We start from the raw sequence: 17365 nt of genomic DNA on the forward strand, positions 1-17365 counted from the left end.
CTACCGGTGCGCCGGGAACTCCACCACCTGCTGGTAGGTGGGCCGGTTCTGCCACTGCATCGAGCGGTGCGTGATGCCGCCGAGCGCCCGGTGCACGATGGTGTCCGCGCACCACTGGTCCCCGGCCTTGCAGGTGTCGTCGCCGGGGTAGACCTCGGTGGCGGGCTCGGCCGCGGCCGTCGCGAGGGACTTCAGGAGCACGTCCCGGCAGGCGGAGAGGTCACCGGCGCCGCAGTAGGTGGCGCCGAGCCTGCCCCGCACCGGTGACCCGAGCACCGTGCGCAGGTCCTTGTCGACATAGCCCCACCAGCCGTACTGGAACGCGGACCCGGCGTGCGAGCCGGTGGGCCCGTGCCCGGCGGACGGGGACTCGTCGACGGAGAGCTCGCCGGTGAGCGCCGTGTACAGGTCGTCGCCGAGCCCCGGCCTGAACTCGGCCTCGACCAGCTTCGGCCACCACGCGTCCATGATCCGTACGGCGTCGGGGTGGGCGTACGTCCTGGACCCGGCCGCGGTCTGGTTGCGCTGGGCGCCTGCCTTCAGCCAGGCCTCCAACTGCGCGACGGCCTTGGCCAGTTGCGGGTCGTCCACGGGCTTGCTGCGGATCACCTTCAGGATCTCCGGGAGCACCTGCTCGCCGCGCAGATCGGTGACGGCCGCCTCCTCCATGGCCCGGGTGAGCGAGGCCCGGGTGACACCGCCCGCCTCGGTCAGCTTCTTCACGCGGCCGTCGAGCAGATCGGCGCGGTGCACCGCGCCGAGGCTGAAGTTCGCCGCGGTGAAGTCCTTGGCCTGCTTGTTGTTCCAGGAGACGTAGTAGTCCTGGTCGACCGAGTTCGGGTGCTGGTCCGGCGGCGTGTACGCGGCCGTGTTGTCCGTCGGGTCGAAGTCCCGCCATTCATAGGCCGGTTCGGCCTTCACGGGCAGCGACATGTCGACGCCGTCCGCGCGCACCGGGTTGGTGCCGCTGTTGTAGTAGGCGATGTCGCGCGCGTCGGCGTAGAACCAGTTGAAGGCGTAGCTGATGTGCTGCGCCGCCTTCTGGAAGGTCGTGGCGTCCTTGACGTACGACGGGTCGTTGAGCATCTGGAAGCCGATGATCGAGTCGGCTTCGTGGCGGTAGGTGGAGCGCAGCGAGGTGTACGCGACGGGTTTGCCGTCGACCGTCGCGCGGTCCGTGACGATGCCGTACTTCGTGCGGAACACCTGCATGCGGTAGGAGCCCGCGGCCGTGGAGTCGGCGACGGTCGGCGACCAGGCGTTCTTCTTCTCCAGCCGCTCCATCGGCGTACAGGTGCCGTGGTAGAGGTACGCCGTGGACCGCTTGGTCGGCGCGGAGCCGTCCGGCTCGCACAGCTGGACCGCGTAGGTGTCCGTGATGTCCTGTCCCGCCGAGGTCGCCGACCAGGCGTAGTCCTGGCCACGGCCGAGCTGGATGTACATGCCGACGCCGGCGAAGGAGACGCCGCGCGCGCTGATGCCGGGGCCCTGCAGCTCCTGCATCATCAGCAGCTGCGGCGCGAAGTAGCCGGTCTGCGGGCCGAAGACGGCGACCGGGTGGCCGGACGCGGTGTGGGCGCCGGAGACGAGCAGGGCGTTCGACATGCCCTTGCGGGTGCCGGACGCGGCGCCGGAGAACAGGTCGGCGGGGAGCACCCCGTCGTCGTACATGCCCTGCAGCGGCTTGAGCCTCTTCGGCGCCTTCACCGGGTCCTCGGCGACGGTGCCGCTCTTGACGGACTCGGTCGCGGCCGAGCCGGTGCGGTCGTAGACCAGTTGTTCGGGCTCGACGGATCCCTTGTCGGGGAGGGCCTGGCCGCGGGCGTCCGCGGGCTTGGCGCCGTACGGGAAGCTCGTGCCGTCGTGGACGGTGGTGACGGCCTCGGGGTCGTTGCGGCCGCGGAACGACTCCCAGACCTGGGTGCCCTTCTCGACGCCGTACTTCTCCTGCGCCTTCATCAGGGAGAGGGCCTGGCCGACCTCGCCTCCGCCGCCGTTGCCGAACAGGCCGCCGACGACCGAGGCGAGCGCGATCATGTCGGTCACCTTGAACGGCTGGATCTCGCCCACGTTGGTGATGGCGTCGATCTTGCCGGTGAGCACGTACTCGCCGGGGAAGTAGCGGCCGTTCTTGGACTTCACGCGGTAGGCGTTGAGGCCGTCGATGTAGGCCTGCGCGTCCTCCATCGCCTGCTTGCCGCGGTCGCCGCCCCGGCTCTTGATGAAGTCGACCTGCTTTTGCAGGTCCTCCTCGGTGTACGGGGCCTGCGGCCAGAACTCCTGCTCCAGGCCCTGGTTGGCAAGAGCGCCGCCGGCGAAGGACGTCAGCTCGCCGCGGCCGATGTGGCGGAACAGATCGATCAGCCACATACGGTCCTGACCTGCGGCGTAGCCGGCGCCGAATTCGGTTCCGTAGCGCGTGGAACCTTTGATGTGGGGTATTCCGTTCTTCTTGTCACGGGTGATCGTCACGTCGTCGCGGGGGCGTGTGACGGAAGCGACCTGAGCGTCCGGGACACCGAAGGAGGAGTCGTTGAAGAAGTTCGTGAGTGTGTCGTCCGTCAGGGTCGGATACCCGGACGACAGCGCGTCATAGGGACCGAGTTGATCGTCGGCGTGCGCGGGCTGGGTGCCGAACAGCTTGTTGCCGAGGATCTCGGCGAGCGTGGCGCTGCCGTTCGCTCCGGGCGGCAGGATGTCCGCGCACTGCCCTTCGCAGTAGTCGGTGACCGGTACGGGGTCGTCGGCGGCGCCCGCCGTCGACGCCGTCAGCGGGGAGACAAGTCCCGCGGTGAGCACGAGAGCCGCGGCGGCCGTAAGTCTCCTCAAAGGACTTCTGTGCAGGGTGGTTCGTGGAATGCGTCGTCGCATGCCTGGTCCTCCCGACGATGGATGTGCCGGAGGTTACCGGCGGTTAGCCAACGACAGAAGATGAACATGCGTCACGTTTTCGGAATCACCACAGGGAACACTCGGCAAGTCCCCGGCCCCAGAAGGTGCCGGTGATGGACCCCATCGGAAAACCGATGGGATCCGGCGGCCCGCGAAGGGATCCGAATCGCGTGTCGATACGTCTACTCGGCAGCGCTGCCCATGGCGATTCATGTCTGCGGCGACGCCGACGTACGTGTGACGGAGGTGCAGGGCGATGGCAGGATTCCGGAGTCTGGCAAGACAGGTGCGCGATCCGCAGGGCGATCTGGCACTGCGGCGCTATTCACTGCGTAAGTGCCTGGAGAGATTTGCTCCCTACGGACACCGTGCGACCTGGGACCACTTGAGTTCCCGGGCCGGTTTCGGACCCGAGGACCGCTCCCCCGACCCGGCCCGACTGGTCGCGGCGCTGGAGGAGCTCGAAGAGGCGCGGGCCGTCTGGCTCGCCTACGAAGTCGCCTTCGCGGAGCGCAGGCGCAAGGAGAAGCACGACGGGCTGCGCCGCCCGGGCAGCGTGGACGACTGGCACCGGCTGACCTGGGGCGGCTTCGGAGTCGCCTGGTGCGACGACCCGTCGGTGCACCCCACGGAGCCGCTGGCCGATGTTCTCCGCCGGCTGATCGAGGCGCTGGAGCGCGACCCGGGGGACTGCTGCCCGGTCTGCGCGGACCGTGGGCTCGTCTGGAAGCACGACCTGGCGCACGAACCGTCGTCGGGCCCCGTCTGCACCCACTGCGGCATCGTCGTGCCGCGGCCCGTTCTCACACCCGCAGCCCTGGCCGAGGCCAGGCGCGTGCGGCTGCTGGTCTCGGCATAGCGCGACGGGGGTGCGGGCCGGACCCCACGGCCACCGACGCACCCCCGGTTTCATCCGGGCCCTCTCAGCCGTCCGCGAGCGAACCCGGAATCACTTCGAGGCGCGAGCGGTCGAGCAGATACCGCGGCAGACGGTCGTGGTCGGTGCCGACCGGGAACTCCATGTCGTACGCGAGACAGGCCAGCGCGAGCGGCCCGAGCGCCACCCGGGAGCGCGGCGCCGTGCTGTCCCCCCAGTACCGGGCATGGTCCTCCAGGGCCTGCGCGAGCGCGGCGGAGAACTTGTCGTGCTCCTGTGTGAGCAGCCGGTGGAAGAGCGCGATCGGCTGGTACTCGACGTGGTTGACGAAGTCCTTCGGCGCGAGCGTCGCCTTCTCGGGGTACGAGGCGTCCATCGCGGCGGCGAGCTTCGCCACCACGTCGTCGACGGGCCGGTGCAGCCAGTAGGACTGCAGGGTGTCGACGAAGTGCAGGACATGGTCGTCGACGGGCGTGGCGTCGGGGCCGCTGCCGCGCAGCGCGTCGAGCGGCACCTCGCACAGCGCCTGCGTGCGTGCGCGCTCACGGGTCACGAGGCTGACGTAGAAGGCGTCGAGCCAGGCACGTGCGTCGCCGCGCACCCCGGGCCCGGTGGCGGGCACGGTCACCTCCCGCTCCTCGAACAGCGTGGTGACCTCCTTGGTCCCGGCGAACAGCGCGGTGCCGAGCAGTGCCGCGATCACCCAGGCGTCCCAGCTCTCCAGCAGGCTCGCGCGCGGGTCGTCGGCCGCGCGCGCGTGGGCCAGGGTGACGGCGGAGGCGAAGGCGTCGGGCAGCCGGTCGGGGGCGACGGCCGCCGCGTCGAGCAGTGCGACGGTGGCGTCGGAGAGGCGCGGGACCTCCGTGTCCCGCGCCGCCGTGACGAGCCGCCCGGCCCGGTCGAGGGCGCGCATCGACCGCAGAACGGCGAGGAGTCCGGCGGGAGGCTGCTGGCTGAACGTGCGCGTCTCGTGGTCGATGACGGTGAGCGTGGTCAGCCGTCCGTCGTGCCACCAGTAGACGCGCGGCGACAGCGATCCCGGCCCGTCCTCGTGGGCCTTGACGGCGTACGTGGCAAGGTCGTTGACGGCGTCGACCGCGCTGCCGTCGACGATCGGGTGGAAGGCGAGCAGGTGCCGCGTCGGCACGACCACCAGCGCGCCGGCCATCGGCATCCGCCTGCCGGTGGCCTCGGCGATCAGTTCGGGCAGGATCAGCGCCTTGGTGGAGACGAACGGCGAGTCCCCGTACACGGAGTACAGGACGGGGTGCCCGTCGAGCCGGACCTCTTCGTGCCGCACGGGTTCGCGGACGAGATTGCGCTCGGCGGCGGCCCACAGCGCGTCGGCGCCGGCCCGCTCCACGTCGGCGTCCGTGAGCAGCCGCACCGAGGTGGGCGCGTCGAGGGCGAGCGCGAGGTTCAGTCCCTCGGCGACGCCTCGCAGGTAGGTGTATCCGTCGGCCGCCTCGGCGGGGACCGTGCCGGGCGGGACGAGCCGCAGCACGGTCCGCTCCAGGAGTTCCTCGGCGCTCTCGCCGCCCGCGGACGACCGGGACAGGCGCGCGAAGTGCTCCTCGACCATCGCGGGCCACTCGTCCTCGGGGGTGACGCGGCAGCGCTGCGCCAGGTTGGTCAGCGGGTGGCGGTGCCCCTCGGACAGCGCCGTGTCGCCGACGACGGTGGGCAACGCGCCGGAGCGGGCGCGCAGATCGTCGGTGACCAGGGCGCGCAGGCGGTCGGCCTGAGCGCCGGTGAGCTGGGGCAGATGCGAGTCAGGCGTGTCGTGTGGCGTCACGCCCCCGACTCTACGAGGCGCGCCGCGAACGTTTCGACATCGGGCAGGAACCACAGCTGCGCCCCGCGGTTGCTCTCCCTGACGAAGTCGGCGAGCGCCGCACTGTCGGCGACGTACCCCGAGATGTCGCCCAACACCGCAAGTCCGAGGCGGTAGTTGGCGAACTTCTGCACGATGCCGCCCGCCACCCGGGTGCGCAGCCGAAAGAAGTCGTCGGTGCACCGCTGCACGGGCACGGCGACCCAGCGTGCGCCCTGGTAGCCCGCGTCGCCGATCAGGTCGAGCGCGGCCCGCTCGTCGCCGAGCGGCGGCCCGTCGGGGCCGCAGACGAGAACGGTCACGCCTGCCAACTCGCTTACCGTGAAAGCCGGTTCCGTCATCGGGGGTCCTCCACCAGGGTGTCGACGATCTTCAGCAGCTCGGCGGCGTCGGCGAGTCCGCCGAGCACGACGACCTTCAGCGCGGCGCGCTCCTCGTCGTAGACGGTCTCGACGCGCAGCCGCGCGCCCTCCCTGCGGCCGCCCGCGCTCGCGACGACGGTGTTGGACAGCCGCATCGCCGCCTGCGCGTCGACCCCGTCGACCTGGACGATGACGGACGCCTCGGCGTGCGGCGCCCCGGCGGGGCGCGCGGGCGCGGCCGGAGCGCCGGTGAACGCCTCCAGGTCCTCACGGGTGACGCGGTACCGACGGCCGACCTGGGACGCCTTCAGCCGTCCGTCCCGCACGTAACCGCGCACGGTCCGGACGTGGAGCCCGAGCAGATCGGCCACCTGATCGAGGGAGTAGTACTGTCGCTGCACTCCCTCAACGTACCTCAACCCTACTCATCGAGGTAATTCTAAGTACTTCTAGGGAACCATCAGGGACGGATCACCTCGGTGTGGATCGCCAGCTTGAACTCGGCCATCTGGATCGGCACGGCGATGTTCGTGCCGCCCCGGCGGGCCGAGACCTTCAGGCCCACCGGGGTCCCCGGGTGCACGAACATCTGCCACAGGTAGGAGCGGTACTGGCCGCCGCCGGTGGCCGGGGTGTCGGTGGTGGCCGTGGAGTCGTACCCGGTCGACAGGCCCAGCGGGTCGCGCACGAAGCGGGCCCGGTACTCGGTGGCCCGGTCGTCCGGCTCCCAGAAGACGAGCGCGGACAACATCCCCCAGCCGTCGTGGCTCGGCCAGATCAGGCCGGAGCGGGCGTCCGGGTACGTCGAGGAGCCCCCGCCGCCGGAGGGGTCGTGCATCTTCCAGGGGTCGTACGACTCCTCGGTCGCCTCGTACGGGAACCGCACGAGGTGGTAACCGTCGCTGTCGTAGGTGATCTTCTGCGCGCCCGTGCGGGCGGCCTCGAACTTCAGTGAGCTGACCGCTACTGCCATGTCCTTCCCACTCCCCCGTTGTCAGTGGCTGCTGTCACCATCGGCTGCATGGTGTTCGTACAGGTGTGTCTGAACGGTGCGCGGGGCGCCGCCGACGGAGCGGTGGTGCCGCTGTCGCCCGGCGCGCTGGCGGAGTCCGCCGGAGCGGCGGTCGCGGCCGGTGCGTCGGATGTGCATGTTCACCCCAAGTCCCCTTGTGGACAAGACACGTTGTCGCCGCGTTCGGTTGCGGCGACGCTCGACGCGGTCCGGGCGCGGGTCCCCGTTCCGGTCGGGGTGACGACGGGAGCGTGGGCGGAGCCGGACCCGGTCGCGCGGGTGGCGAGAATCCGCTCCTGGACGACGCTGCCGGACCACGCGTCGGTGAACTGGCACGAGGAGGGCGCGGAGCAGGTGGCCGCGGCGCTGCTGGAGCGCGGCGTGGGCGTGGAGGCGGGGCTGTGGTCGGGCACGGACGGGCCGGAGCGGTTCGCGGCGTCCCCGCTGGCCGGGCGGGTGCTGCGGGTGCTCGCCGAGGTGACGGACACCGATCCGGCGACCGTGGAGGAATCGGCTTCTACGTTGCTGAAGGCGATCGGCGACGCCCACGGCAGACCGGTGCTGCTGCACGGGGAGGACGCCGGGGCCTGGCCGGTGCTGGGTCTGGCGCTGCGCTCGGGGCTCGCGACGCGGATCGGCCTGGAGGACACCCTGTTCCTGCCGACCGGTGAACGGGCGTGCGGGAACGGTCAGTTGGTGGCGGCGGCGCTCTCCCAGTGCGGATCGGCCCAGCGCGCGTCGTAGGGCAGCGCGAGCAGGCCGATCCGGGTGATCAGGTCCTCGTCGGCCCCGCCCGCCCGCAGGCGGGCCGGGGCGTGCTCCACGAGCCAGGTCTGGAACTCGGCGACCGGCTCGGGGCGGTCGAACCACTGCCACCAGAGGAAGACGCTCAGGCCGTAGTCGTCCTCCAGCAGGTCGGTGTCCCAGTGCGCGCAGGCGGACGCGAGCGCCCGGTCGGCGGGGCCGCCCAGCGGGTCCCTGCTCCAGCGCTCCAGGAGCGGTGTGATCGTGCCGCCCATGCAGGCGGCGTACGAGAAGGCGTCGTCGATGTCGTAACGCGCGTCCGGCCCGGCGCTGAGCAGGTCGTCCCACCAGGCGTCGATGAACTCCCGTACGGCGTCGGCCTGTAGGCGCGGCCAGGTCTCGGGCCAGCGGGTACGACCCAGGCCGCAGGGGCCGTATCCGAGGGATCCGGCCTCGCTCCCGTCGGCGAGCCACCGCGTGAACTGGGGCAGCAGGCGGCGCAGGACGGCCGCGTGGTCGTCGAAGTGGTCGGGGACCTCGTGGAAGAAGCTCCGCAGCAGGTCTTCCGGCAGCGGCACGTCCGGCTGCCGCAACAGCGCGATGTCCTCCGGGGCGTAGCAGAACGTGCAACCGGTCTCGTCCGGGGAGGCGGTCATGCCGCCGAAGACCTCGCCGATCCGGTCGAGGGCGGCGGTGAGCCGGGCGGTGCGCGGGGTGGTGCGCGGCGTGGTCGTGTCCATGGCCGGGCGACGGTAGCAGGCGGAAAACCGCTGGCTCCAGGTGTTTGTGGGCGCGGACAGTCGGGGCCGATGTCCGTCCACCGCACGAGGAGCACCGTGGCATGTCCACTCTGCGCGTCACCGCCGAGACCCTGACCGTCCATCCGCACCCGAACGCCGACGCCCTCGAACTGGCGCAGGTCGGCCTGTACCGGGCCGTCGTCGCCAAGGGCGTCTACCGCACCGGGGACACCGCCGTGTACATCCCCGAGCAGTCGGTGCTCCCGGCCGCGCTCATCGAGGAGTTGGGGCTGACGGGCCGCCTGGCCGGCGGGAACGCGGACCGGGTGAAGGCGGTACGGCTGCGCGGGGAGCTGTCGCAGGGGATCGTGTGCCGGCCCGGGGCGCTGGCCGATGTCGATCTGGCGGCCGCCGCGGCCGAGGGCACGGACTTCGCCGAGGCGCTCGGCATCACCAAGTGGGTGCCGCCGATCCCGCCGACGATGAGCGGCGACGTCGAGCCCGCACCGGATCTGCTGCCCTGGGTGGAGATCGAGAACATCAAGCGCTACCCGGACGTCTTCGCGCCCGGTGAGCCGGTCGTCGTCACCGAGAAGCTGCACGGGACCGCGTGCCTGGTCACCCATGTCGCCGCGAGCGGCATGACCCTCGTGTCCTCGAAGGGCTTCGGCGCCAGGTCGCTGGCCCTGAAAGAGGACGCGCGCAATCTGTACTGGCGGGCCGTGCGCGGGTACGGCGTCCCCGACGTCGCGGCCCGGCTGGCCGCCCGGCTCGGCGCGGCGCGCGTCGGCGTCTTCGGCGAGGTGTACGGGGACGGGGTGCAGGACCTGACGTACGGCGCCGACGGCCGCAGGGACACCCTCGGGTACGCGGTCTTCGACGTGGCCGCCGAGATCGACGGGCAGCTGGCCTGGCTGGACCCTGCGGCCCTGCTCGACGGTGAACTGCCTCTGGTGCCGCGGCTGTTCACGGGCCCGTACGACATCGCGCGGATCGAGGAGCTGGCGAGCGGGCGGGAGACGGTGTCCGGCCGCGCCCTGCATCTGCGCGAGGGCGTGGTGATCCGGGCCGCCGCCGAGCGGTACAGCCCGGTCACCGGGGGCCGCGCCGTCGCCAAGGCGGTCAGCCCCGCGTACCTGACGCGCAAGGGCGGTACCGAGTACGAGTGACGTCCCGGTCGGCGTCAGAGCCTGGGCCTGCCCCCTCGTCGTCCGCCCGAAGGGCCGGCGCACCGGACGCCGCTGCGCAGACGGGGGGGCAGACCCAGGCTCTCAGGAGGCGGGGCGCTCCCGGCGCTCCGCCATCAGCCGCGAACCCGTGAGGCGTTCGCCGAAGACGTCGTCCGGGTTGGACAGCACGCAGGTCTGCAGCGAGAGGCAGCCGCAGCCGATGCAGTCGGTGAGGTGGTCGCGCAGTCGGCTCAACTGCGTGATCCGCTCGTCCAGTTCGGAGCGCCAGTTCTCCGAGAGGCGCGCCCAGTCCTCGCGGTTCGGGGTGCGCTCCTCGGGGAGCTCGGCGAGGGCGTCACGGATCGTCGCCAGCGGGATGCCGACGCGCTGCGCGGCGCGGATGAAGGCGACGCGGCGCAGGGTGTCGCGACAGTAGCGGCGCTGGTTGCCGGAGGTGCGGCGGCTGGTGATCAGGCCCTTGGCCTCGTAGAAGTGCAGCGCGGAGACGGCGGCGCCGCTGCGGGCCGAGAGCTGGCCGACGGTGAGCTCGTGGATCTTCTCCGGGATCTGTGGCACCCGGCCGAGCCTAGTCGCAGGACTCCCCCGTTGTTAGCATGCTGAGCAAGCGCTTAGACACATCAGTCTCATGCAGGCATTTCGATGGTGGAGGTTGTGACCATGGCGGAGCCGCGGGTTTTCAAGGACGTCGACGAGCTGAAGGGCGCCGTCGGCGAGCAGCTCGGGTACAGCGACTGGGTCGAGATCGAGCAGAGCCGCGTCGACCGGTTCGCCGAGGCCACGGGCGACCACCAGTGGATCCACGTCGACCCGGAGCGGGCGAAGGACGGGCCGTTCGGCACGACGATCGCGCACGGCTATCTGACGCTGTCGCTGCTGCCGCTGTTCGGCCCGCAGCTGCTCTCGGTCGAGGGCATGAAGATGGGAGTCAACTACGGGACGAACAAGGTGCGCTTCCCCGCGCCGGTCCCGGTCGGCTCCCGGCTGCGGGCCACCGCGAAGATCACGTCCGTGGACGACGTGCCGGGCGGCGTGCAGCTCGCCGTGGCCTTCACGGTCGAGCGGGAGGGCGGCGACAAGCCGGTCTGCGTCGCCGAGTCGGTCTCCCGCTACTACCTCTGAGCGCTACCGCGGGGCACCGGCCCCGACCATTCTGAGGACGAGGTCGGCGTAGAACGCGCCGACCTCGTCGGGCGTCCTGCGGCCCTGGGTGTTGAACCAGCGGGCCACGTCGATGCAGAGCGAGAGGATCGCGACCGTCGTCCCGGCCACGTCGAGGACGTAGAACTCGCCGGTCTTCACGCCGTCGTCGATGATCTCGCGCACCGCGGCGTCGCTCTGCCGGCGCAGCGCCACGATCTCCGGGCGGTGCTCCTCGCCGAGGGAGTCCAGCTCGTACTGGACCACCCGAGCGGTCATGTGGTGTCCCGCGTGCCAGCGGACGAAGGAGCGCACGGCCTCCGCGAGCCGCTCGGTGGCCGTGCCCTCGCCGTCGGCCGCGCGGCGCAGGATCTCCAGCGCCTTCTCGTGGCCGATGCGGCTGATCCGGAGGAGCAGCTCCTCCTTGGTCTTGTAGTGGATGTAGAGCGCGGCCGGGCTCATGCCGGCCCGGCTCGCGATGTCCCGGGTCGTGGTGGCGTGGTATCCGCGTGCGGCGAACGCCTCCACCGCGGCGACGAGCAGCCGCCGGGCGGCGTCGGGAGTGACCTCGGCCCAGGGCATCTCGTCGTCGGGCTGCTGGTCGGTGACCCGCTCGTCCTGCGTCATCGCTGCGCTCGCATCCTGTCGGTGAGGCTCGGCCTCACCATACCCTCCGGGGTGAGCGGGCGCTTAGGCGACGGGTTTGAACGGATCGTGCTCCGCGAGGATCTTCTCGATGCGGGCCTGGTCGACCCGGCTGACGATCTGCCCCACCTCCTGGCGGTCCCGGATCACCTTGGCGAGGGTGAACGCCGACGTCGTCAGATAGAGGACGGAGATGGCCAGGAAGGCCCTGATCCAGCCGCTCGCGTCGAGGCTGTAGATCCCGACGGAGACCGCGGCGAGCGCGACGGCGAAGGACGCGACGGCCTGCCCGTAGAAGGCCGCGGTGTTGCTCTGCTTGACCGGTGTCTCACTCATGCCCGACAGCATGGAGCGGACAGGGCCCGCGCCCTATCCGCTCCGGTACTCATCCACGTACTCAGAAGGTGCTCAGAACACGCTCAGCACGCCCTCAGAACGCCGACACTCCCGTCAGCGCGCGGCCGATGATGAGCTTCTGGATCTGGCTGGTGCCCTCGTAGAGGGTCATGACGCGGGCGTCGCGCAGCAGCTTGCCGACCGGGTACTCGTCGATGTAGCCGTAGCCGCCGAAGACCTGGAGGGCGTTGTTGGCGCAGCGCACCGCGGCTTCGGAGGCGAACAGCTTGGCCTTGGAGGCGGCGACCGTGAAGTCCTCGCCGCGGTCGATGAGGTCGGCGACGCGCCAGGTCAGCAGGCGGGCGGCGTCCACGTCGAGGGCGATGTCGGAGAGCATCTCCTGGACGAGCTGGTAGTGCGCGATGGACTTGCCGAACTGCTCGCGCTCCCCCGCGTAACCGACGGCGGCGTCGAGCGCGGCCTGGGCGATGCCGACGCAGCCCGCGGCGACCGACATCCGGCCCTTGGCGAGCGCGGACATGGCGACGGAGAAGCCCTTGCCCTCCGGCCCCATCATGGCGCTCGCCGGGACCCGTACGTCCTCCAGGACGATCTCGGCCGTGGCCTGGCCGCGCAGACCGAGCTTGCCGTGGATGGTGTTGCGGGTCAGGCCCGGGGTGTCGGTGGGGACCAGGAAGGCGGATATGCCCTTGTGGCCGGGGGTGTCGTTGGTGCGGGCGAAGAGCAGGACGACATCGGCCCAGGTGCCGTTGGTGATGAAGATCTTGGTGCCGTTGACGACGTAGTCGCCGGTGGCGGCGTCGCGCACCGCCCGGGTCTGGAGTTCGGCCGGGTTCGAGCCGTGGCCGGGCTCGGTCAGACCGAAGCAGCCGAGGGCCTCGCCGGAGGTGAGACGCGGCAGCCAGTACCGCTTCTGCTCCTCGCTGCCCCACTGCTGGATCGGCTTGGCGACCAGGCCGAGGGAGACGGAGACGATGCCGCGCACCGACGAGTCGCCGCGCCCCAGCTCCTCGGTGACCAGGCAGTACGAGAGGTGGTCGCCGCCCGAGCCGCCGTACTCCTCGTCGATGGTCAGGCCCAGGAAGCCGACCTCGCCGAGCTTCTTGACGATCGAGCGGTCGACCTCCTCGGCGCGGTCCCACGTCACGACGTTCGGCGCGATCTCGCGGTCCACGAAGTCCTTGGCCAGCCGACGGACGGCCGTCTGCTCCTCGTTCAGCTCCAGATTCACGGACGACTCCCCAGGACGTGCGGCAGGCTTCATCTTTAAATTAGCACTGCTAGTTTTTGGCTGACAGCCCTACTATGTGCGCCATGGCCCGACCGCGCAAGCCCCTCCTCAGCCGAGACCGCATCGTCGACGCGGCCCGCGCCCTCGTCGACGCCGAGGGACTCGCCGCCGTCTCGACGCGACGGCTCGCGGCCGAACTCGGGGTGAGCGGCCCCTCGCTCTACAACCACTTCCGCACGAAGGACCAGATCCTGGAGGCGGTCGCGGACTCGGTGAGCGCGCTGGTGGACCTGTCGATGTTCGAACCCGCGCAGGACGGCACCCCGCGCGACTGGCGCACCGCGCTGCACGACTGGGCCGTCTCCTACCGGGCGGCGCTGCGCGAGCACCCGAACATCGTTCCGGTGCTGGCCCAGGGCCCCGGCCGCCGTCCGGCCGGTCTGCGGCTCGCGGACGCGGTGTTCGGCGCGATGGTCGACGCCGGGTGGCCGCCGGCGCAGGCGACGTCGAACGGCGCGCTCATGCGGTACTTCGTGATGGGGTCGGCGCTCGGCTCGTTCGCGGGCGGCTTCGTGGACGACGAGGCCGCGTACGACCCGGCCGACTACCCGCACCTCGGACAGGCCCACCTCCTCGCCGACCGGCAGGAGCTGATCGACGAGCGGGCCTTCGAGACCGGCCTCACGGCGCTGCTCGACGGGCTCGCCGTGCAGTACGCGCAGGTGGGCGCCGCCACCCGCTGACCGTTCGGCGCCCGACGAAGTGTGCCGGGCGCATGCTGGGGTCATGACCGCCGCCAAAGATCCCCGCGCCCGGCGCCTGGCCGCGCTCGCCGCGCTGGTGTCCGACGAGACCCGCGCCGCGTTCCTGCTCGCCCTCCTCGACGGGCGCGCCTGGACGGCCGGTGAGCTGGCCCGGCACGCCGGGGTCGCCGCGTCCACCACCAGCGAGCACCTGGGGAAGCTGATCGCGGGCGGCCTCCTCGGGGAGGAGCGGCAGGGCCGGCACCGGTACGTACGGCTCGCCGACCCGCAGGTGGCGCAGCTGGTGGAGGACCTCGCAGGGTACGTCGCACCGGAGGACGCGGATCCGCCCCGCACGCTGCGGGCCGCGTCGGCGCGGGACGCGATGGCGCGTGGGCGCACCTGTTACGACCATCTCGCGGGGCGGCTCGGGATCGCGGTGACCGACGGGATGGTCGCGCGCGGGCTGCTGCGCACCGACGCGGGGTTCGCGCTGACCGAGGCGGGCGTGGACTGGTTCCGGGGGCTCGGCGTGGAGTTCGACCGGGGCGGGCGGCGGCCGCCGGCACGCGGGTGCCTGGACTGGACCGAGCGGCGGCTGCACCTCGCCGGGGCCGCGGGGGCCGCGCTGTGCCGCCACGCGCTGGCCGCTGGCTGGGTCGAGCGGATCGGGTCGGAGCGCGCGGTCCGGGTGACCGGGGCCGGGGAGCGGGCCCTTAGGGCGGAGCTCGGCTGGTCGCCCTGAGGCGGCGGAGCCCGCTTCAGGGGCGCGGGGAACCGCGCGGGCAGCCCCCTCCACCCGCCCCCCCCCCCGAGGTCCGGACCCGGCCCGCGCGACCGTGCCCGACTCGTGCCTGTACAGTCCATCCGCCGGACTGGGAAACATCGTCGTAACGCGGGAGCGGCGCATGGCGGAGATGACTGGTGCCTCAATTCACCCTGAAATAGGGCATAGTTGGGCCGCTGATTGCAGACAGTTCGGGATGCGGTTGCTGCGCGGAACGGGGCAAGTGACCTTTCTGCCACGCGCGTCGACGGGTCTGCTCTTCACCGTGGCGCTCTTCGCCGCAGGCTGGCAGTACGGGCTCTACGGCCTCGGCGGCACCGCCGTCGGCACGGCGGGGGCCTGGCTGCTCGGGGTGGACGAGGAGCGGCTCGCGCAGGGCATGGAGGGCTTCAACTCCTGCCTGGTGGGCGTGAGCGGCGCCGTCCTGCTGGGGCCGGACCGGCTGTCGACGGTGCTGGTCGCCCTGCTCGGCTGCGGCGCGGCGACCGTGCTGACGGCCGCGGCGGGCCGGGCGTTCGGGGCGTGGGGGCTGCCCGCGCTGACGCTGCCGTTCTGCACGGTGGCGACGGCGATCACCCTGGCCCGTCCGGCGGGTCCGGTGACGGCTCCCGCGGCGGACGGCGCGGGGCCGGTCCGGCTCGCCGACGCCGCCCGCGGGTTCCTCGTCGGGTTCGGCCAGGTCTTCCTGCTGCCGCACTGGTACGTGGGCGCGTTCGTGCTCGCCGGGCTTCTTGCGGCCGGGGCCCGGGTGGCCGCGGTGGCGTGCCTCGGGAACGCCGCGGGCCTGGCCACCGCCTGGGCGCTCGGGATGTCCGCCGACCGCATCGCCGACGGGCTCGGCGGCTACAACGGGGTGCTGGTGGCCCTCGCGCTCTGCGGGGTGTTCCTGGACGCCCGGTGGCGCACGCTGCCGTACGCGCTGGCCGGAGCGGTGGTGGCGACGGCCGCCGCCCCGGCGTTCGGGGCGACGGCCTTCACCTGGCCGTTCGTGCTGACGACGCTGGTGTTCCTGGCGGCGGCACGGTCGTTCCCGCGGCTGACCGCGGCGCCCTGACGACGTCCTGGCGGAGCCGTGACGGCGCCCTGGCGGCGTCCGGGGCGGATCACGACGCGTCGGCCGCCGCCTCCAGCTCCGCCACGTCGATCTTCTTCATCTTCATCATCGCCGCCATGGCCCGCGACGACCGGCCCGCGTCCGGGTCCCGCAGCAGTTCCGGGAGGCGGCGCGGCACGATCTGCCAGGACAGGCCGTACTTGTCCTTGAGCCAGCCGCACGGGCCCGGCTCGCCGCCGTCGGCCGTCAGGCGGTCCCAGAGGTGGTCGACCTCGGCCTGGTCGGCGCAGTCGACGCTGAAGGACACGGCTTCGTTGAACGTGAACTCGGGGCCGCCGTTCAGGGCCAGGTACTGGGTGCCCGCGAGGCGGAAGTCGATGGTGAGGACCGAGCCGGGCTCACCCGGGCCCTCCTTGCCCCAGCGCTGCACGTCGATGATCTCGGAGTCGTCGAACAGGGACAGATAGAAGTCGACGGCCTCTTCGGCCTTGCCGTCGAACCACAGGCAGGGGCGGATCTTCTGGGCGGCAGGGGTGGCGGAGGTGGCGGTCATGGCGGGCTCCTCGCTCCGTTGCGACGTCGGACGGTCTCTCGATGGTGAGACCGTCCGACGCGCGAGAACTCATCGGCGCACCCGCCCGTGAGCCGGATGACTCAGAAGATCACCAGAGCGCGGCCGCCCTTGCCGGCGACCATGTTGTCGAAGGCCGCCGGGATCCCGTCGAGCGCGATCCGCTCGGTGACCAGCGCGCTCAGGTCGAGGCGGCCCGCGCGCACGTGGTCGGCGAGGACGGGCAGGTCCTTCGCCGGGTCGGAGTTGCCGTAGACGCAGCCCGCGAGGGTGCGGCCCCAGTGGAAGAGTTCCAGGGCGTTGAAGGTGACCTGCTGGTCCTTGCCGCCGATGCCGACGACCGTGGTGCGGCCGCCGCGCCGGGTGGACTCCCAGGCGGTACGGATCGTCACGGCGCGGCCGACGCACTCCACGGCCACGTCGACGCCCTGCTTGCCGGTGAGGCCGCGGATCTCGCGGGCGGTGTTCTCGGAGGCGACCACGTAGTCCGTGGCGCCGGCCCGGCGGGCCAGCTCCTCCTTCTCGGGCGACACGTCGACCGCGACGATCTTCGAGGCGCCCGCGATGCGCGCCGACTGGATCGTGGCGAGGCCGACGCCTCCGACGCCGTACACGGCGACGGTCTCGCCCCCGCGGACGCGCGCCGAGTGGTGCACGGCGCCGTAGCCGGTGAGGACGGCGCAGCCGAGCAGGGCGGCGTCGGTGAGCGGGACGCCGTCCGGGACCGGCAGGACGGTGTTCGCGGCGACGACCGTCTCCTCGGCGAACGCGGCGACGTTCAGCCCCGGGTGGAGGTCGGAGCCGTCGGATGCCCTCTTCGCGTACACGTTCGCCGAACCGGCCAGCGCGTTCGCGCACAGCCACACCTCACCGAGCGAGCACGCATGGCAACTGCCGCACGAGGGAGCCCAGTTGAGGACGACACCGTCACCGGGGGCGACGTGGGTGACGCCCTCGCCGACGGAGACGACGGTGCCGGCGCCCTCGTGGCCGAGGACGGCGGGGAGCGGCACGCGCATGGTGCCGTTGGTCAGGGACAGGTCGGAGTGGCAGACCCCGGCGGCGGCGAGCCGGACGCGGACCTGCCCGGGGCCGGGCTCGGGCAGGTCGATGTCGGTGATCTCCAGCGGGGAGCCGACGGCGGTGCATACAGCGGCGCGGACCATGTGTTCGCGAACTCCCTCGGGAA

At 71.9% G+C, this 17365-nt stretch carries 19 protein-coding genes; 7 read left to right on the forward strand and 12 right to left on the reverse strand.

What is annotated here, in order from left to right; genetic code table 11:
* Positions 1 to 2871: a penicillin acylase family protein gene (locus J3486_RS11595; protein ID WP_207820127.1), complete on the reverse strand. Its 2871-nt coding sequence runs from the start codon at positions 2869 to 2871 to the stop codon at positions 1 to 3.
* A gap of 277 nt (positions 2872 to 3148) precedes the next feature.
* Here J3486_RS11595 and J3486_RS11600 point away from each other — a divergent pair, with 277 nt between their 5' ends.
* Positions 3149 to 3751 (forward strand): hypothetical protein, encoded by a 603-nt coding sequence (locus J3486_RS11600; RefSeq protein ID WP_207820128.1) that lies wholly within the window; start codon positions 3149 to 3151, stop codon positions 3749 to 3751.
* 64 nt (positions 3752 to 3815) lie between these two features.
* On the opposite strand, the gene J3486_RS11605 is transcribed toward J3486_RS11600, so the two are convergent.
* From J3486_RS11605 to J3486_RS11620, 4 genes are read right to left on the reverse strand one after another with little or no spacing between them, the layout of a single operon-like run.
* Entirely contained in the window at positions 3816 to 5564 is a 1749-nt protein-coding gene (locus J3486_RS11605) for an immunity 49 family protein (protein WP_207820129.1), read from the reverse strand.
* Positions 5561 to 5944 (reverse strand): DUF4180 domain-containing protein, encoded by a 384-nt coding sequence (locus tag J3486_RS11610; RefSeq protein WP_207820130.1) that lies wholly within the window; start codon positions 5942 to 5944, stop codon positions 5561 to 5563. The genes J3486_RS11605 and J3486_RS11610 overlap by 4 nt, the downstream gene beginning before the upstream one ends.
* Positions 5941 to 6366, reverse strand: a complete 426-nt coding sequence (locus J3486_RS11615) for a helix-turn-helix domain-containing protein (protein WP_207820131.1) — start codon at positions 6364 to 6366, stop codon at positions 5941 to 5943. The genes J3486_RS11610 and J3486_RS11615 overlap by 4 nt, the downstream gene beginning before the upstream one ends.
* A 59-nt stretch (positions 6367 to 6425) precedes the next feature.
* Entirely contained in the window at positions 6426 to 6938 is a 513-nt protein-coding gene (locus J3486_RS11620; RefSeq protein WP_207820132.1) for a hypothetical protein, read from the reverse strand.
* A 48-nt stretch (positions 6939 to 6986) separates the two neighbouring features.
* Here J3486_RS11620 and J3486_RS11625 point away from each other — a divergent pair, with 48 nt between their 5' ends.
* Complete coding sequence (locus J3486_RS11625; protein WP_207820133.1) at positions 6987 to 7721, forward strand: 3-keto-5-aminohexanoate cleavage protein; 735 nt, start codon at positions 6987 to 6989, stop codon at positions 7719 to 7721.
* On the opposite strand, the gene J3486_RS11630 is transcribed toward J3486_RS11625, so the two are convergent.
* Entirely contained in the window at positions 7667 to 8461 is a 795-nt protein-coding gene (locus J3486_RS11630; RefSeq protein WP_207820134.1) for a hypothetical protein, read from the reverse strand. The genes J3486_RS11625 and J3486_RS11630 overlap by 55 nt on opposite strands.
* A 101-nt stretch (positions 8462 to 8562) precedes the next feature.
* On the opposite strand from J3486_RS11630, the gene J3486_RS11635 reads away from it, so the two are divergent.
* Positions 8563 to 9630 (forward strand): RNA ligase (ATP), encoded by a 1068-nt coding sequence (locus J3486_RS11635; protein ID WP_207820135.1) that lies wholly within the window; start codon positions 8563 to 8565, stop codon positions 9628 to 9630.
* A gap of 102 nt (positions 9631 to 9732) precedes the next feature.
* On the opposite strand, the gene soxR is transcribed toward J3486_RS11635, so the two are convergent.
* Entirely contained in the window at positions 9733 to 10206 is a 474-nt protein-coding gene (soxR, locus tag J3486_RS11640) for a redox-sensitive transcriptional activator SoxR (protein WP_207820136.1), read from the reverse strand.
* Positions 10207 to 10308: 102 nt separating this feature from the next.
* Here soxR and J3486_RS11645 point away from each other — a divergent pair, with 102 nt between their 5' ends.
* Positions 10309 to 10770, forward strand: a complete 462-nt coding sequence (locus tag J3486_RS11645) for a MaoC family dehydratase (RefSeq protein ID WP_207820137.1) — start codon at positions 10309 to 10311, stop codon at positions 10768 to 10770.
* Positions 10771 to 10773: 3 nt separating this feature from the next.
* Here the strand turns inward: J3486_RS11645 and J3486_RS11650 are convergent, their stop codons facing one another.
* From J3486_RS11650 to J3486_RS11660, 3 genes are all read right to left on the reverse strand, one after another.
* On the reverse strand, positions 10774 to 11415 hold the full coding sequence (locus J3486_RS11650; RefSeq protein ID WP_207820138.1) for a TetR/AcrR family transcriptional regulator: 642 nt from the start codon (positions 11413 to 11415) through the stop codon (positions 10774 to 10776).
* Positions 11416 to 11478: 63 nt separating this feature from the next.
* Positions 11479 to 11769: a YiaA/YiaB family inner membrane protein gene (locus J3486_RS11655; protein WP_267878182.1), complete on the reverse strand. Its 291-nt coding sequence runs from the start codon at positions 11767 to 11769 to the stop codon at positions 11479 to 11481.
* 94 nt (positions 11770 to 11863) lie between these two features.
* Positions 11864 to 13021, reverse strand: coding sequence for an acyl-CoA dehydrogenase family protein (locus J3486_RS11660; RefSeq protein ID WP_207820140.1), 1158 nt, complete (start codon positions 13019 to 13021; stop codon positions 11864 to 11866).
* An 83-nt stretch (positions 13022 to 13104) separates the two neighbouring features.
* Here J3486_RS11660 and J3486_RS11665 point away from each other — a divergent pair, with 83 nt between their 5' ends.
* The 3 genes from J3486_RS11665 to J3486_RS11675 all read left to right on the forward strand — a co-directional run bounded on the left by J3486_RS11665 (position 13105) and on the right by J3486_RS11675 (position 15605).
* Positions 13105 to 13764: a TetR/AcrR family transcriptional regulator gene (locus tag J3486_RS11665; RefSeq protein WP_207820141.1), complete on the forward strand. Its 660-nt coding sequence runs from the start codon at positions 13105 to 13107 to the stop codon at positions 13762 to 13764.
* Positions 13765 to 13807: 43 nt separating this feature from the next.
* Positions 13808 to 14509, forward strand: a complete 702-nt coding sequence (locus J3486_RS11670; protein WP_207820142.1) for a helix-turn-helix transcriptional regulator — start codon at positions 13808 to 13810, stop codon at positions 14507 to 14509.
* 238 nt (positions 14510 to 14747) lie between these two features.
* Positions 14748 to 15605: an urea transporter gene (locus J3486_RS11675; protein ID WP_229377835.1), complete on the forward strand. Its 858-nt coding sequence runs from the start codon at positions 14748 to 14750 to the stop codon at positions 15603 to 15605.
* 49 nt (positions 15606 to 15654) lie between these two features.
* Here the strand turns inward: J3486_RS11675 and J3486_RS11680 are convergent, their stop codons facing one another.
* Both J3486_RS11680 and J3486_RS11685 read right to left on the reverse strand, forming a co-directional pair.
* Complete coding sequence (locus J3486_RS11680) at positions 15655 to 16158, reverse strand: VOC family protein (protein WP_207820144.1); 504 nt, start codon at positions 16156 to 16158, stop codon at positions 15655 to 15657.
* A gap of 101 nt (positions 16159 to 16259) precedes the next feature.
* Complete coding sequence (locus J3486_RS11685; RefSeq protein ID WP_207820145.1) at positions 16260 to 17342, reverse strand: Zn-dependent alcohol dehydrogenase; 1083 nt, start codon at positions 17340 to 17342, stop codon at positions 16260 to 16262.
* Positions 17343 to 17365: the final 23 nt, after the last annotated feature.

This window comes from Streptomyces sp. VRA16 Mangrove soil (assembly GCF_017377775.1).
Taxonomy (GTDB): Bacteria; Actinomycetota; Actinomycetes; order Streptomycetales; family Streptomycetaceae; genus Streptomyces.